General features: G+C 72.5%; 16 protein-coding genes. 9 read left to right on the forward strand and 7 right to left on the reverse strand.

Annotation, left to right across the window (positions count from 1 at the left end; all coding sequences use genetic code 11):
* The coding region (locus tag ACZ7HT_RS07550; RefSeq protein WP_471162142.1) for an FAD-dependent oxidoreductase at positions 1–164 on the reverse strand (164 nt) is incomplete at its 3' end.
* Positions 165–299: 135 nt separating this feature from the next.
* On the opposite strand from ACZ7HT_RS07550, the gene ACZ7HT_RS07555 reads away from it, so the two are divergent.
* Positions 300–980 (forward strand): FadR/GntR family transcriptional regulator, encoded by a 681-nt coding sequence (locus tag ACZ7HT_RS07555; protein WP_471161147.1) that lies wholly within the window; start codon positions 300–302, stop codon positions 978–980.
* A 149-nt stretch (positions 981–1,129) separates the two neighbouring features.
* Positions 1,130–2,368, forward strand: coding sequence for a CynX/NimT family MFS transporter (locus ACZ7HT_RS07560; protein WP_471162144.1), 1,239 nt, complete (start codon positions 1,130–1,132; stop codon positions 2,366–2,368).
* 14 nt (positions 2,369–2,382) lie between these two features.
* Here the strand turns inward: ACZ7HT_RS07560 and ACZ7HT_RS07565 are convergent, their stop codons facing one another.
* Genes ACZ7HT_RS07565 through ACZ7HT_RS07580 form a run of 4 tightly spaced genes read right to left on the reverse strand, consistent with a single transcriptional unit; the run spans position 2,383 to position 5,870 of the window.
* Positions 2,383–3,102 (reverse strand): ABC transporter permease, encoded by a 720-nt coding sequence (locus ACZ7HT_RS07565; RefSeq protein ID WP_471161150.1) that lies wholly within the window; start codon positions 3,100–3,102, stop codon positions 2,383–2,385.
* Positions 3,103–3,118: 16 nt separating this feature from the next.
* Positions 3,119–4,030 carry an ABC transporter ATP-binding protein gene (locus tag ACZ7HT_RS07570; RefSeq protein ID WP_471161153.1) on the reverse strand — a complete coding sequence of 304 codons (912 nt, stop codon included), beginning with the start codon at positions 4,028–4,030 and terminating at the stop codon, positions 3,119–3,121.
* Positions 4,027–4,917: an ABC transporter permease gene (locus tag ACZ7HT_RS07575; RefSeq protein WP_471161156.1), complete on the reverse strand. Its 891-nt coding sequence runs from the start codon at positions 4,915–4,917 to the stop codon at positions 4,027–4,029. Before ACZ7HT_RS07575 ends, ACZ7HT_RS07570 begins: the two co-directional genes overlap by 4 nt.
* Entirely contained in the window at positions 4,914–5,870 is a 957-nt protein-coding gene (locus ACZ7HT_RS07580; protein ID WP_471162146.1) for an ABC transporter ATP-binding protein, read from the reverse strand. The genes ACZ7HT_RS07575 and ACZ7HT_RS07580 overlap by 4 nt, the downstream gene beginning before the upstream one ends.
* A 262-nt stretch (positions 5,871–6,132) precedes the next feature.
* Here ACZ7HT_RS07580 and ACZ7HT_RS07585 point away from each other — a divergent pair, with 262 nt between their 5' ends.
* The 6 genes from ACZ7HT_RS07585 to ACZ7HT_RS07610 all read left to right on the forward strand — a co-directional run bounded on the left by ACZ7HT_RS07585 (position 6,133) and on the right by ACZ7HT_RS07610 (position 12,086).
* Positions 6,133–6,978, forward strand: a complete 846-nt coding sequence (locus ACZ7HT_RS07585) for a M24 family metallopeptidase (RefSeq protein WP_471161159.1) — start codon at positions 6,133–6,135, stop codon at positions 6,976–6,978.
* Complete coding sequence (locus ACZ7HT_RS07590; RefSeq protein WP_471161162.1) at positions 6,978–8,771, forward strand: SDR family oxidoreductase; 1,794 nt, start codon at positions 6,978–6,980, stop codon at positions 8,769–8,771. Before ACZ7HT_RS07585 ends, ACZ7HT_RS07590 begins: the two co-directional genes overlap by 1 nt.
* Positions 8,772–9,041: 270 nt before the next feature.
* On the forward strand, positions 9,042–10,028 hold the full coding sequence (locus tag ACZ7HT_RS07595; RefSeq protein ID WP_471161164.1) for a MerR family transcriptional regulator: 987 nt from the start codon (positions 9,042–9,044) through the stop codon (positions 10,026–10,028).
* Positions 10,029–10,128: 100 nt separating this feature from the next.
* Positions 10,129–10,671: an RNA 2'-phosphotransferase gene (locus ACZ7HT_RS07600; protein WP_471161167.1), complete on the forward strand. Its 543-nt coding sequence runs from the start codon at positions 10,129–10,131 to the stop codon at positions 10,669–10,671.
* A 40-nt stretch (positions 10,672–10,711) separates the two neighbouring features.
* On the forward strand, positions 10,712–11,164 hold the full coding sequence (locus ACZ7HT_RS07605) for a hypothetical protein (protein ID WP_471161169.1): 453 nt from the start codon (positions 10,712–10,714) through the stop codon (positions 11,162–11,164).
* Between the two features lie 19 nt (positions 11,165–11,183).
* A complete protein-coding gene (locus ACZ7HT_RS07610; RefSeq protein WP_471161172.1) occupies positions 11,184–12,086 on the forward strand; it encodes an LLM class flavin-dependent oxidoreductase in 903 nt (300 codons plus the stop codon).
* 30 nt (positions 12,087–12,116) lie between these two features.
* Here ACZ7HT_RS07610 and ACZ7HT_RS07615 read toward each other — a convergent pair whose 3' ends face one another.
* Positions 12,117–12,695, reverse strand: a complete 579-nt coding sequence (locus tag ACZ7HT_RS07615; RefSeq protein WP_471161174.1) for a DUF6083 domain-containing protein — start codon at positions 12,693–12,695, stop codon at positions 12,117–12,119.
* A 302-nt stretch (positions 12,696–12,997) separates the two neighbouring features.
* Between ACZ7HT_RS07615 and ACZ7HT_RS07620 the strand changes: the two genes are divergently transcribed.
* A complete protein-coding gene (locus tag ACZ7HT_RS07620) occupies positions 12,998–13,876 on the forward strand; it encodes a Cof-type HAD-IIB family hydrolase (RefSeq protein WP_471161178.1) in 879 nt (292 codons plus the stop codon).
* Between the two features lie 3 nt (positions 13,877–13,879).
* Here the strand turns inward: ACZ7HT_RS07620 and ACZ7HT_RS07625 are convergent, their stop codons facing one another.
* Positions 13,880–15,592 carry a GAF domain-containing sensor histidine kinase gene (locus ACZ7HT_RS07625; protein ID WP_471161181.1) on the reverse strand — a complete coding sequence of 571 codons (1,713 nt, stop codon included), beginning with the start codon at positions 15,590–15,592 and terminating at the stop codon, positions 13,880–13,882.
* Positions 15,593–15,597 lie beyond the last annotated feature (5 nt).

Raw genomic sequence — 15,597 nt, forward strand, 5'->3', positions numbered from 1 at the left:
CGCAGCAGCGCCTTGGTGGGGATGCAGCCGACGTTCAGGCAGACACCGCCCCAGTACTTCTCCTCGACGACCGCGACCCGCTTGCCCAGCTGGGCGGCGCGGATGGCGGCGACGTAGCCGCCGGGGCCAGCTCCGAGTACGACGACGTCGAAGCGGTCTGACATGACTGACTCCCGAGGGTGGTGAGGGTGTTCGGCACACGTACGAGCCCACAGTAGTCCGGTCGCTGCGGCCCGGCGGGGGAGGCGAGGGAGGTCACTTGTAGGATGACTGGGCAACCGGGCGAATAGGGGATTTCGATGGCACTCAAGGCGGCGGGGCGGACCTCGCTGGTGGACTCCGTGGTGGAACAGCTGCGCACGCAGCTCACCGACGGGGAGTGGGCCGTCGGCGACCGCATCCCGACCGAGCACGAGCTCGCCCAGCAGCTCGGCGTCGGCCGCAACACCGTCCGCGAGGCCGTCCGGGTCCTCGTCCACGCGGGCCTCCTGGAGTCCCGGCAGGGCAACGGCACCTTCGTCAGGTCGACCGCCGACCCGGCCGCCGTGCTCCGCGGGGTCCGGCACGCGGGCGCGGCCGACGTCCTCGAACTGCGGATCGCCCTGGAGGCCGAGGCCGCCCGGCTCGCGGCCGCCCGGCGCGACGCCCACGACCTGCGGCGGCTGCGGGACGCCCTGACCACCCTGCGGGAGGAGGGCGACCGGGACGCGGACGCGGACCTCGCCTTCCACCTCGCGCTCGTCGGCGCGACGCACAACGCGGCCTTCGTCGAGGTGTACCGCTTCTTCTCCGCGCAGGTTCACGAGGTCCTCGTCGAGGCCCTCGGCGACCGGGAGATGCCCCCGGTCGACATCGACGCCCACGAGGCCCTGGCCGCCGCCGTCGAGGCCGGCGACCAGGACGCCGCGGAACACGAGGCCCGCGCACTGCTGCGGGCCCCGATGGAAGCGGTCACGTCCCTGACGGAGGAGAAGAAGTGAGCACGGGGACACGACCGGGTGCCGGATCCGGAGCGGGTACGGGTACTGATTTCAGCGCGGGTACGGGTAGGGGTTCAGGCGCGGGTACGCCCCCGGACGTTGGTACGGGTGCAGGCCCGGGCCTTGGTACGGGTACGGGCCCGGCGGCGCTGGGCTCGGGCACGGTCCGGGTCCGGCGGGCGGCCGAGGGGGCACGCACGCGCCGCGCCCTGTTCGCGCGTCCCGTCGTGCTCCTCGTCGGCATCGTGCTGGCCTCGCTCAACATGCGGGTCGCGCTGGCGAGCGTGGCGCCGCTCGTCGGCGAGATATCCGCCGCCTTCGGGCTCTCGTCGACCGCGAGCTCGCTCGTGACCTCGGTGCCGGTGCTCTTCCTCGGTCTCGGCGCCCTGGTCGCGCCCTGGCTCGGGCGCAGGTTCGGTGCCGAGCGCGTGCTGTTCGCGGCGCTGCTGCTGCTCGGCGTCGGCACCCTCGCGCGCGTCCTGCCGTCCGTGTACGCGCTGTACGGCGGCGGGATCCTGGTCGGCACCGCGATCGCCCTGCTCAACGTGCTGATGCCGGGTCTGATCAAGCGCGACTTCCCGGACCGGGCCGCCGCGATGACCTCGGTCTACACGGGCGCGATGATCGCCGGCGCCACGGTCGCCGCGGCCTCCGCGGTGCCGCTGGAGAAAGCCCTGGGCGGCGGCTGGGAGGCCTCCTTGGGCTTCTGGTCTCTGCTCGCCGCGGTCGCGGCCCTCGCCTGGCTCCCGCAGGTGCTGATCGCCCGTAACCGCCCGGGACACGGCGTACGGGCCGTCCCGGCCGGCGGCGCCCGCCCGGTGAGCGTCTGGCGCTCGGCGCTCGCCTGGCAGGTCACCCTCTTCATGGGGCTGCAATCGCTGTGGTCGTACGTGCTGATCGCCTGGATGCCGACGATCTTCACCGACCACGGGATGAGCCGCTCTGCGGCCGGTGTGGTCTTCGCCTTCAACAACCTGATCCAGGTCGCCGGCGCCTTCGTCGTGCCGCTGCTGGCCGGCCGGATGCGTAGCCAGCGCCCGCTGATCGTGCTGGTCACGACGCTGGTCGCGGCCGGTTACGCCGGGCTGATGGTGGCGCCCGTGGAGGGTGCCTGGCTCTGGTCGGCGGTCCTCGGTGTCGGTCAGGGCGGCGCCGTCGGCCTCGCCCTGACCCTGATCGTGCTGCGCTCCGGGGACGCGGTGACCGCGGCCGGGCTGTCCGGGATGGCCCAGACGGTCGGCTATCTGATGGCCGCCGCCGGGCCGCTCGCGGCCGGCGCCCTCCACCAGGCCACCGGCTCCTGGACCCTGCCGATCGCGCTGGTCCTCGCCGTCTGCGCGGCGGCCGCGGGCGTCGGACTGCTCGCCGCCCGGGACCGCACGGTCTGACGCCCGCGGGGCTTCTACTCCTCGCCGGCCAGCTTCAGCGTGCGCAGCTTGCGGCCGGCGAACCAGGTGGCGCCGAGGGTGACGGCGACGAGCAGCACCGTCGCCGTCGGCAGGGCCACATCGGACTTCACCAGGCCGTCGCCGGTGACGTTCTCGGCGAGCGCGAGCGCCCACTGCTGGACGCTGAGGGTGCGGGCGCCGGAGATCAGGGAGCCGAAGAGCGCCTCCCACACCAGGGCGTAGACGAGGCCGATGACCACGGCGTGCCGGCTGACCGTGCCGAGGAGCAGGAAGAGCGCGCTGTAGGCGATGGAGGCGACGAGCGCGGCGACCGTGTAGGCGACGGCGACCTGCTGCCCGTTCCCGTTCAGGATGAAGCCGGCGATCAGCGTCGGCACGGCCGAGAAGACCATGGTGACGGCTATGGCCACGATCAGCTTGGTGGTGATGATCGTCGACCGCTTCACCGGCTTGGAGAGCAGGTAGACGATGGAGCCGTCGTCGATCTCCGGGCCGATCGCACCGGTGCCGGCGATGACGCCGATCAGCGGGACCATCGTGGCGAGCGCGAAGCCGCCGAGGAGGTCGGACGCGACCTGGTCGTCCGCGCCGTTGAGCATGCGGACGGCCGCTGCGATGACCAGGAGCAGGGCGGGCAGGAGGAAGAGGATCGCCGCCCGGCGGCGGCCGAGGAGGGCCCGGTAGGTGAGCCGGGCGACCGTGGGGTCGTACATCGGGGTCGTGCTCCTTTCAGGCCGCGACGAGATACGAGAAGACGGATTCGAGGGACTCGTCGGAGGGCGAGACCGTGAGCAGCCGGATGCCGCGCTCCCGCGCGACCTTCGGCAGCAGCTCGGTGAACCGTCCGAAGTCGACGGCCTGGATCCGCAGTCCGCCGTCCACCGCGTCGACCTCGATGCCGGCCGTGGACGGGTCGGCGATCAGGGCGGCGGCGAGCGCCCGGTCGTCGCTGGAGCGGACGAGGTAGCGGTGCGGCCGGTCGGTCATCAGCCGGCGGATCTTGCGGAAGTCGCCGGAGGCGGCGTGCCGTCCGGCCACGATGACCTCGATGTGGGAGGCGAGCTGCTCGACCTCCTCCAGGATGTGCGAGGAGAACAGGACCGTGCGGCCGTCCGCGCCCATCCGCCGCAGCAGGTCCATCAGCTGCATGCGCTGGCGCGGGTCCATGCCGTTGAACGGCTCGTCGAGCAGCAGCACGGACGGCTCGTGGACGAGGGCCGAGGCCATCTTCACGCGCTGCCGCATGCCCTTGCTGTACGTGGCGATCTTCCGGTCCTGCGCGTACTCCATCTCGACGGTCGCCAGGGCCCGCTGGGCCTCCGCCGCGCCGAGGCCCTGGAGTTCGGCGTTGGCCACGACGAACTCGCGGCCGGTGAGGAAGTCGTACATCGCCTCCCGCTCGGGGACGACGCCGATGGAGCGGTAGACCGACTCGTTGCGCCAGACCGGCTGGCCGTCGAGGGTCACGCTGCCGGTGGACGGGTCGAGGAAGCCGCCCATCATGTTGATGAGGGTGGACTTCCCGGCGCCGTTGGGGCCGAGGAGGCCGGTGACGCCGGGGCCGATCGACATCGTGATGTCGTTGACCGCCACCACGTTTCCGAACCAGCGCGAGACGTGGTCGATGTGCAGGGTGCTCACAGTCCGACCTTTCGGTAGCGGCGCATCAGGATGCCGTAGCAGGCGGCTACGAGGCCGAGGACGACCAGCAGGTAGACCGTGCCGGTGCCTGTGCTGACCTGCATCTCGCCGGGGAAGGAGGCCGGAGCGCCGAGGAACGCGTTCTGCAGGCCGATGACGAGGGTGAGGGGGGAGAAGAGGCCGAGCCAGACGATGGAGCCGGTGTTCTCGGTGGCGTAGGAGATGCCCTGGAGGGTGGAGACCGCGCCGTACGAGATGGTGAGGACGGCGATCACGGCGGCGACGCCGAAGCCGCGGCGCGGGGTGAGCGCGGCCATGACCAGGCCGACGCCGGCGAACAGCACCGACAGGACGGCGACGGAGACGAGGCCCTGCCCGAACAGCTTGGCCTGCTCGGCGAAGTCCATCTTGGCCAGCATCGAGCCGATCCACATGATGACCAGCGGGGTGGCGGTGAGGACGAAGACCGCCGAGGCCATCGCCCCGTACTTGGCGAGCACGTAGTCGACCCGCTCGATGGGGCGCGAGAAGTACAGCGGGACCGTGCGGAACCTCAGGTCGCGGGAGACCGACTGGGGCGCCTGGGAGGCCAGGAAGACGGCGATGACGAGCTGGAGGTAGACCGCGTACTGGGTGTACTCCATGAAGAGCTTGTCCGCTTTGGTGTACACCGAGATCGCGACGATGATCAGCGCGGGCGCGCACATCACCGCGAAGAGCAGCATCGGCAGCACCTTCGACTTGGCGCTGCGGCCGAGGCCGTACGCCCCGCGCAGGGACTGCGAGAAGAGCGCGCGGCGCGCGTACGCCCGGCCGAGGCGCGGGCCGTCGTAGGACCGGTAGCCGATGTTGTGGATCTGGGTCGTTTCGGGGGCCTGGGAGCTCATCGAGCCGGCACCTCCTCCTGGTCCGTCGCCTTGAAGACCTCGGCGATGTGGTGGCGGCGCTGCTCCATGCGGACGAGCCCGAGACCGAGGCCGGCGACGGTGTCCCGCACGAGGTCGTACGTCTCCTCGCCGGGGGCCTCCAGGAGCAGGATGTGGCCGGCGCCCGGCAGGCCGTCCTCCACGCCCGCGTGGATCGTGACACCGGCGTCGGCGAGGGCCGCACGGAGCGCCGTCGTGCCGTCGGGGTGGGTGTCGGAGTCGGTGACCTCGACCGCGAGCGTCGTGGTGGTCCGGGTGAAGTCGCTGGTGGAGCTGGAGCGCAGCAGCTTTCCGCCGTCGATGACGACGACGTGGTCGCAGGTGCGCTCCAGCTCGCCCAGGAGGTGCGAGGTGACGAGGACGGAGATGCCGAAGTCGGTCCAGACCCGGCGGATCAGTCCGAGCATCTCGTCCCGGCCGACCGGGTCGAGGCCGTTGGTCGGCTCGTCGAGGAGGACCAGCTTCGGGTCGTGGACCAGCGCCTGGGCCAGCTTCACCCGCTGCTTCATGCCCGTCGAGTAGCCGCCTATCGGGCGGTAGCGCTCCTCGTACAGGCCGACGTGGCGCAGGGTGTCGGCGGTCCGCTCCCGGGCGGCGGTCGCGGGCAGCCCGGACATCCGCGCCATGTGGACGACGAACTCGGTGGCCGAGACGTCCGGCGGGAGGCAGTCGTGCTCGGGCATGTACCCCACGCGCTCGCGGATCTCCGGGCCGTGGGTCCGGACGTCGAGGCCCAGGACCTGGGCGCTTCCCTCCGTGGCGGGGGAGAGCCCGAGCAGGATCTTGATCATCGTGGACTTGCCGGCTCCGTTGGCACCCACCAGTCCGGTCACACCGGGCCCGATGTCCAGGGAGAGCCGGTCGAGAGCGGTCACCCGGGGGAACCGCTTGCTGAGGCTTTCGGTGGCGATCACAGTCACGCTTCGACGGTAGTGGCCTGCGCCACAGGAGTCGTCAGACCAACGGCTCGATCCTTCTCCCACTTCAGGAGTACAAGCCCATAAGGGCGTCACGACGAAAGTCTTTTTTCCCGGGCCGTCGGTCGGTCTTTCCCCGGACTTTTCCACAGGCCGCGGTCCGACCCCTTGACTCAGCCTCCGGGCATTGTCACATTCATCGGTGTCAAGTTACGGACGCGTAGCGCAGCCGGGCGCTCACACACGGACGGCGGGTGGCATGACCTCAGCAGTGACAGGCGAACTCTCCGCGGAGCTGCGGGGGTTCAGGGAAGTACAGCGGCTCTCCTACGAGTGCGCGGAAGCCGTCGCGGCCCAGCTCAAGCCGGGCGTGACCGAGCGCGAGGCCGCCCGGATGCAGCGGGAGTGGCTCTACGAGCGGGGTGTGAGGGACTGGTTCCACCGGCCCTTCGCCTGGTTCGGGGACCGCACGGCCTTCGTGGACTTCAAGGTCCCGCTGCAGTTCTTCCCCACGAACCGGCGCCTGGAGGCGGGGATGCCGTTCATCCTCGACATGGCCCCGGTCCACAAGGGCTACACGGCCGACATCGGCTACAGCGGCTGCCTGGGCCTCAACCCGCTGCACGACAAGCTGCTCGCCGACCTGGAGGCCCACCGCGAGCTGATCCTGCGCGAGGTGCGCGAGCGCCGGACGCTGCGCGAGATATACGAGGACGTGGACCGGCTCATGGTCCGCCAGGGGTACGCGAACAGGCACCGGGCCTATCCCTTCGGCGTCATCGCCCACAAGATCGACCGGGTGAGGGAGCGCCGCTGGGCGCCGACGCTCTTCGGCTTCGGCACCCAGTCGCTCAAGGGCCTCGCGAGTGACGCCGTGCACGGCCACCGGGACGGCTGGTCGCCGCTCTGGTCGCCGTACAAGTTCTCCGACCACCCGCCCATGCCAGGGCTCTGGGCGGTCGAACCGCACCTCGGATTCCGGGGGACGGGCGCCAAGTTCGAGGAGATCCTGGTCGTCACCGACTCCCGGGACCCCGAGCAGAGCGCTTTCTGGCTGGACGACGATCTGCCGCACGTGCGGCGCTGGAACGAGGGAGCGGTCTGATGGCGGGGCTGAACGGAGCGCGGGAGCGCTGGGTCCGGACGGGCGGGATCGAGCTGTGCGTCGCCGAGCTCGGCGACGCGGACCGGCCGACCGTGCTGCTCGTGCACGGGTACCCGGACTCCAAGGAGGTGTGGTCGGAGGTCGCCGGCCGGCTGGCCGAGGAGTTCCACGTGGTGCTCTACGACGTCCGGGGCCACGGCCGGTCGACGGCGCCGGCCCCGCTGCGCGGCGGCTTCACCCTGGAGAAGCTGACGGACGACTTCCTCGCGGTCGCCGACGCCGTCAGCCCGGACCGTCCGGTCCACCTCGTCGGCCACGACTGGGGCTCGGTGCAGTCCTGGGAGTTCGCGACCGTGCGGCGCACCGAGGGCAGGATCGCCTCCTTCACCTCGATGTCGGGGCCCTCGCTCGACCACTTCGGGCACTGGATCAAGCAGCGGATGACCCGGCCGACCCCGCGCCGGGTCGGCCAGCTCCTCGGCCAGGGCGCCAAGTCCTGGTACGTGTACATGCTGCACACGCCCGTGCTGCCGGAGCTCGCCTGGCGCGGGCCCCTCGGCAAGCGCTGGCCGAAGGTCCTGGAGCGGATGGAGAAGGTCCCCGCCGGGGAGTACCCGACGGCCTCCCTGCCGGACGACGCGGCGCACGGCGCCTGGCTCTACCGGGACAACGTCCGGGCCCGGCTCGGCAGGCCGCGACCCGACGCGTACGCGCACGCGCCCGTGCAGCTGATCACTCCGACGGGGGACGCCTTCCTCTCCGAGCGGCTCTACGACGACCTGGGCAGCTGGGTGCCGGACCTGACCCGGCGCACCCTGCCCGCCAAGCACTGGGTGCCGCGCACCCGTCCCGACCAGCTGTCCGCCTGGATCGCCGACTTCGTCCGGGCCAACGAGGACGCGGCGGTCAAGGCGCCGAAGCCCGTCGCGGAGGCCGCGGCGAAGGGCGGTGTGAAGCCGGAGTACGCGGAGCGGTTCGGCGGGCAGCTCGTCCTGGTCACCGGGGCGGCCAGCGGCATCGGGCGGGCCACCGCCTTCGCGTTCGCGGAGGCCGGCGCCCGGGTGGTGGCCGTGGACCGGGACACCGAGGGGGCGGCCCGCACGGCCGAGATGGCGCGCCTGATCGGCGCCCCCGAGGCCTGGGGGGAGACGGTCGACGTCGCCGACGAGCAGGCGATGGAGAAGCTGGCGGCGAAGGTGGCGGCCGAGTACGGCGTCGTCGACGTGCTGGTCAACAACGCGGGCATCGGGCTCACCGGCTCCTTCTTCGAGACCTCCGCGGAGGAGTGGAAGCGGGTCCTGGAAGTCAACCTGTGGGGCGTCATCCACGGCTGCCGCTTCTTCGGCGCGCAGATGACCGCGCGCGGCCAGGGCGGCCACATCGTCAACACGGCCTCGGCGGCGGCCTTCCAGCCCTCCCGGGCGCTGCCCGCGTACAGCACGTCGAAGGCGGCGGTGCTGATGCTCAGCGAGTGCCTGCGCGCCGAGCTGGCCGACCAGGGCATCGGGGTGTCCGCGATATGCCCCGGCATCGTCAACACCAACATCACGGCGACCGCGCGGTTCGCCGGGGTCACGGACGCGGCGGAGGAGAAGCGGCGGCAGCAGAAGGCCTCCCGGCTGTACGGCCTGCGGAACTACCCGCCGGAGAAGGTCGCGGACGCGATCCTGGGGGCGGTCCTGCACGACCGGGCCGTCGTCCCGGTGACCCCCGAGGCCCGGGGCGCCCGCTTCCTGTCCCGGCTCAGCCCGGGAGCCCTGCGGGCCCTGGCCCGCTGGCAGCCCCCGGCGTAACGGACGGGGCCGGTCCCGGCCCGGGACGGGCGGTCGTGCCGCCGTGACCCGGCTGGACTCGGACCGGTGGTCGTGGCCGCCATGACCCGGCCAGACCCGGACCGGTGGTCGTGGCCGCCATGACCCGGCCGGACCCGGACCGGTGGTCGCGCCGCTGTGACCCGACCGGACCTGGACCGGTGGTCGTGCCGCCGTGACCGGCAGGGTCGGGCCTGGACCGGCGGTCGTACGATCCCTCCCAGGAGGGGCCTCGCGGTGGCGGGGTGGAGCATGCGGTCGGTGGGAGCGGGTTTGTCCGAGCAGTCAGCACGGCCGGAGTACCGGATCGAGGATCTCGCCCATCACAGCGGGGCCACGGTCCGGACGATCCGCGCCTACCAGGACCGCGGCCTGCTGCCCCGTCCGGAGCGGCGGGGCAGGTCGAACGTGTACGGGGACGCGCACCTCGCGCGGCTCCGGCAGATCGCCGACCTCCTCGACCGCGGCTACACCCTGGCCTCGATCAAGGAACTCCTGGAGGCCTGGGACACCGGCCGGGGGCTCGGCGGGGTGCTCGGCCTGGTCGCGGAGGTCCACGGGCCGTGGACGGACGAGGAGTCGGACCGGATCTCCCGCGCGGACCTCGACTCCCGCTTCGGGGGCACGCCGGACGAGGAGGCCATCCGGGAGGCCGTCGAGCTCGGCGTCCTTGAGCGGCTGCCGGTCCGGGAGGGCCCGGAGGGCCCGGAGGGCCGGGAGGGCGAGGAGTTCCTCGTACCGAGTCCGCAAGAGCTGGCGGTGGCGGCCGAGTTGTACGCGGCGGGCGTCCCGCTGGCCGCGATCACCGGGCACCTGAGGGAACTTCGCGATCAGGTCGAGCACATCGCGTCCCGTTTCCTGGAGTTCACCACCGAGCATGTCTTCGCGCGGTATCTGGAGCACCGGCCGCCGACGGACGCGGACGCGGCCGAGGCGGCGACGATGGTGCGGCGGCTCAGGCCGCTCGCCCAGCAGACCGTGGACGCCGAACTGGCGCGGGCGATGCGCCTGTTGGCCACCCGCCACCTCCAGTTCCATCTGTCGCCGGAGCCGCCGCAGGCGAGGGACGACCAGCCGCGCCCGGTGTCGCTCCCGGCCGGGACGATACGGGCTGTTCAGAGCCTCGTCGGCGCGGAGGGCATCGAGGCCTTCATCGCGGCGGCCACGGAACGAGAGGTCAACAAAAGGACATTGGACGCACTTGCCGCAAGGCGGAGTAAATCCGATGAAGTTGAGTAAATGCCTTGACCTGACAGCCCCGTTGTCCACAGAATCGCCAACTTACTTGTGGATAACTCCACTTGCTTGTGGATCAAACCTGAACGGGGAAGAAATCGAGATGGATGAACGACGCACCGTGAAGGTGTCGAAGTACCTCTCCAAGCATCTGCGCCACCAGCCCGAGCACATCGGGCTCGTCCTCGACGCACACGGCTGGACCGAGATCGACGACCTGCTCCGGGCCGCCGCCGAGCACGGCTTCCGGATCACCCGCGCCGAGCTCGACCACGTCGTCGCGGCCAACGACAAGAAGCGCTTCGCGATCGAGGGCACCCGCATCCGTGCGAGCCAGGGCCACACCGTCACGGTCGACCTGGACCTGCCGGCCGCCGAACCGCCCGCGTACCTCTACCACGGCACGGTCGCGAACCGGCTCCCCGCGATCCGGACGGAGGGGCTGCGGCCCATGGCCCGCCACCACGTCCACCTCTCCCCCGACCGGGAGACGGCGACCCGGGTCGGCGCGCGCCGGGGACGGCCCGTCGTGCTGAGCGTCGACGCCGGAGCCATGCGGCGGGCCGGGCACGTCTTCCACGTCAGCGCCAACGGGGTCTGGCTGACCGACGCCGTCCCGCCGGAGTTCCTCCGCTTCCCCTCCTGAACCGGACGACCCCCACGGGCCGTGCGGCATGATCGCTCCCATGGCTCACCCGCACCTGCCCACCACCGAAGCAGCCGTCACCGCGATCCGCGAGATCGCCCGGGAGTTCCACCTGGAGATGACGGTCGACGACTCCATCGGCGCGGACCAGACGTCCCGGCGCACCTCCTCCGGCGCGTTCGTCGTCCTCGACCCGGACGGATCGCTGCCGCACGAGGCCTACGTCGAGCTGGGCGGCTCCCCCTCCGTCACCGTCCAGGTCTTCCCCGAGGACGACGCCAGGATCACCGTGGACGGGATCGAATTCGCGGACGTCCCCCGCGACGCGGTCCCCGCCTTCCTGCGCTCCGTCCACGGCGGGCTCGCCCATGTGAACGGCCGGTTCTTCCCGCCCGGCTGGTGGCTGATCGTCCCGCTGCCCGGCGACGAGACGTACAAGGAGCTGGTCACGGGAGTCACGCTCACCCCCTGGATGAGCGCCCGAGTCCGCTGACCGCCGTAGGCTCGGATCCATGACCCTGCGCCTGAGCACCGTGATCCTGCCCGTCGACCGCTGGCACGAGGGAGGTCGCCAGAAGTGGCGGCGCGCCGAGGAACTCGGGTTCCACGCCGCGTACACCTACGACCACCTCTCGTGGCGGAGCTTCCGCGACGGCCCGTGGTTCGGCGCGCTGCCCACGCTCACCGCGGCGGCGACGGCCACCGAGCGGCTCCGGCTCGGCACCCTCGTGACCTCGCCGAACTTCCGGCACCCGGTGACGCTCGCCAAGGAGCTGATCACGCTGGACGACGTCTCCGGCGGGCGGATCACGCTCGGCATCGGCGCCGGCGGCAACGGCTTCGACGCCACCGCGCTCGGGCAGGAGGCGTGGACGCCGAAGGAGCGGGCCGACCGGTTCGGCGAGTTCGTGACGCTGCTCGACCGGCTCCTCACCGAGGACGCGGTGACGGAGCGCGGCACGTTCTACTCGGCCGACGAGGCGCGGAACATCCCGGGCTGCGTCCAGCGCCCTCGGCTGCCGTTCGCGGTGGCGGCGACCGGGCCGCGCGGGCTGAGGCTGGCCGCGCGGTACGGGCAGGCGTGGGTGACGACCGGCGACCCGAAGCTGTACGAGGAGGGCACGCCCGAGCAGTCGGTGGCGGCCCTGCGCGGCCAGGTCGAGAAGCTCGCCAAGGCGTGCGCCGAGGCCGGGCGGGACGACGCCGAGCTGGACAAGATCCTGCTGACCGGCTTCACCCCGGACCGGGGCCGGCCGCTGGAGTCCGTCGACGCCTTCGTCGACTTCGCCGGGCGCCACCGGGAGCTCGGCTTCACCGAGATCGTGATCCACTGGCCGATCGCGGACTCCGACTTCGCCGCCGACCAGACCGTATTCGAGACCATCGCCACGGAGGCGCTCGCCCAGCTGGGCTGAGCGCGTCGACCCGCCCCGCGCAGGGGCGGGTCAGGCCGTGCGCCGGGCGTGGCTCCGCCACAGGGCGAGCATGACCGGAGAGTCGGCCGGTGCCGGGCGGGCCGGGCAGACGTCGAAGTGACTGACCCGGCATCCGTCGGACGGCATGGCCGATCCCAGGTTGACCGCGGTGCCGTCGCCCGCGACGCGCCAGCGTCTGCCCGGCGGGACGAGCCGGGCCGTCAGTTCCCCGGGCTCGATCATGACCCAGCGGCCGCGCACCGTGCGGTGCCACTCGGCGAGTGCCCCGCACCGGTCACAGGCCGCGAGCGACGCGGCCCGCGCTTCCGGCACCCCACTCCCGACGCCGTCCCGTACAGCGCTCCCGGGCCCGTCCCCGTCCCGTACGACGCTCCCCGAACGCGTCCGCTGGGCCACGACGCGGGCCCCCTGGGCCATGGCGTCGGTCAGGCCCGCCAGGACGTCGCCCACCAGCACCGGCTCGCGCGTGGGGTGCGCGGCTCCGGCCCGCTCGCACCGCGCGCAGAGGGCCATGCCGAGGCTCGCGACCCACGTCCCGCACGGGACACCGCAGGAGTCGCACTCCGCGCGTCGCCGGCCCGCGACCATGCCCGCCCTCCCCGGATACGCCGTCAGCTCCCGGGAATCTTCCCCGCCACGCCGGAAACGAACGGGGATTTACGGCCACGTCCTGACGCACCGGCGTGCGCCGCTCGGCCCGGGCGCTTCGGGCGACGGCGGTGGCCCGGCCGAAGTCCCTCTCGCGCGCCGATCTCGCGCACTACCCGCTCACCCACGTCGACGACCGCCGCGCCCACCGGGCCGTCACTGAACCCACCGCCCCGGCAGCCCGCGCACTCATCTGTGCAGCTCCTCGCACGCCCGTGCGCCCGGTGGGGAAGAATGGTGCGGTGACCTCTCCCCCTTCCCCTCGCCCTTCCGCCCCGGTGGCCCGGCTGATCGCCACCGACCTCGACGGCACCCTGCTGCGCGACGACAAGTCCGTGTCCCCGCGCACGGTCGCCGCACTCGCGGCGGCCGAGCAGGCCGGGATCGAGGTCTTCTTCGTCACCGGCCGCCCGGCCCGCTGGATGGACGTCGTCAGCGACCACGTCCACGGGCACGGGCTCGCGATCTGCGCCAACGGCGCCGCCGTCGTCGACCTCCACGCGGGAGGCACCTTCCTGGAGGTCCGTCCGCTGGAGCGGCCGGTCGCGCTCGACGTCGTCCGCGCGCTGCGCGCCGCCGCGCCGGGGACGTCCTTCGCCGTGGAGCTGACCACCGGCATCCACTACGAGCCGCTGTACCCGCCGTTCTTCCTCGACCCCGGCGCCACCGTCGCCACCGCCGAGAAGCTCCTCTTCGAGGAGACGCCCGGCTCGGCGGCCCCGGTGCTCAAGCTGCTCGCCCAGCACCCCGAGCTCGACCCCGACGTGTTCCTCGCGCTCGCGCGGGAGGCCGCGGGCGGCCTGGCCGCGTTCACCCGCTCCAGCCCGACCGCCCTCATCGAGATCAGCGCGCTCGGCGTCTCCAAGGCCTCCACCCTGGCCCTGTGCTGTGCCGAGCGCGGCATCGCGGCCGAGGAGGTCGTCGCCTTCGGCGACATGCCGAACGACATCGAGATGCTGAGCTGGGCCGGCCGCTCGTACGCGATGGGCAACGCCCACGCGGACGTCGTCACCGCCGCCTCGGGCCGGACGGTGAGCAACAACGAGGACGGCGTGGCCGTCGTCATCGAACAGCTCGTCGCCGAAGCGCTGGCCGCGACAGGGGCACAGGCACAGGCCTGACGGTCAGAGCGGCGCCTCCCACACCACCGTCGTTCCGCCGCCGTCCTCGCCGAGACCCGGGTCGCACCAGCTCGCGCCGCCCAGCGACTCGGCCCGGCGGGCCAGGTTGCGCAGGCCGCTGCGCCGCCCGCCCTCCGGGATGCCGATGCCGTCGTCGGCGACCGAGAGGCGCACCCCGGCGGAGCCGTCGGGCAGGGTGACCCCGGCGTCGACGACGACCTCGATGCGGCTCGCGTCCGCGTGCCGGAACGCGTTGGAGAGCGCTTCGCGCAGGGCGGCGATGAGGTTCTTGCCGGTGAGTTCCCCGACCGTCGAGTCGATCGCGCCGAGGAAGCGGTGCGCGGGCTTGAAGCCGAGCGGCACGGCCGCCATGTTGATCTCCCGCAGGACGCGGGTGCGCAGCCCCGACGGGGCCTCGGCGGGGCCCTGCTGGAGCGCGAAGATCGCCGTACGGATCTCCTGGATGGTCACGTCCAGCTCGTCCACGGCCTTGCCGACGCCCTCGCGCACGGCGGGAACGATCGACTTCCGCTGGGCGCTCTCCAGCATCATGCCGGTGGCGAAGAGCCGCTGGATGACCAGGTCGTGCAGGTCGCGGGCGATCCGGTCGCGGTCCTCGAAGACGGCGAGGCGCTCCCGGTCGCGCTGTGCGTCGGCCATCATCAGCGCGAGCGCGGCCTGCGAGGCGAACTGGGTGGCGAGCGTCCGCTCCGCCTCCGTGAACTGCCGGGCGCCGCGCGCCCGGGGCGTGGCGAGCGCGCCGAGGACCCGCCCGCCGGACTGCAGCGGAAGGATCATGCTCGGCCCGTACGAGGACGTCAGCCGGCTCAGCATGCGCGGGTCGGTCGAGGCGTCGGCCACGAAGACGGGTTCGCCGTCCAGGAGTTCCTTCACGACGGCGCTCTCGGGCGGGATCACCATGCCCAGCGACTTCACGGGCCGGGGCGAGGAGACGGCGACGATCTCCAGGCCGCCCTCCTCGGCGGGCAGCAGCACGATCCCCGCGTCGGCGTCCGCGAGCCGGCGGGCCTGCTCGGCGACGACCGTGAGCGCGTCGTCCGCGTCGCCGCCGGAGAGCAGCGCGGTGGTGACGGCGACCGAGCCGTCGATCCACCGTTCGCGCTGCCGGGCCGCCTCGTACAGGCGGGCGTTGCCGATCGCGATGCCGGCCTCGGTGGCGAGGACCCGGACCATGTGCACGTCGTAGTCGTTGAACTCGCCGCCGCCGTGCTTCTCCGCGAGGTAGAGGTTGCCGAAGATCTCGCCCTGGACCCGGATGGGGACGCCGAGGAAGCTCCGCATCGGCGGGTGTCCCGGCGGGAAGCCCGCCGAGCGGGGATCGGTGGACAGATCGGCGAGGCGGATGGTCTGCGGGTCGCGGATCAGCGCGCCGAGCAGTCCCGCGTGCCCGTCGGGTCGGTGGCCGATGCGGCGGGCCAGGTCCTCGCCGACGCCGAAGGTGACGAAGTCGGAAAGACCCTCGCCCTCCTCGTCGACGACGCCGATCGCCGCGTACCGGGCGTCGGCGAGTTCGGCGGCGGTCTCGCAGATCCGGTCGAGCGTGGAGTGGAGTTCGAGCCCGGTGCCGACCGAGCGCATGGCCTCCAGGAGCTGCGGCACGCGGGCGGTGAGCTCCGTGGACAGCCCCTGGAGGCTGCGGGTGGCCTGGGTGGCGGCTTCCAGGGGGTCCGATGGGTCGGACGCGGAGGCGGTCATGGGCT

Source organism: Streptomyces sp. NPDC037410, assembly GCF_055602235.1.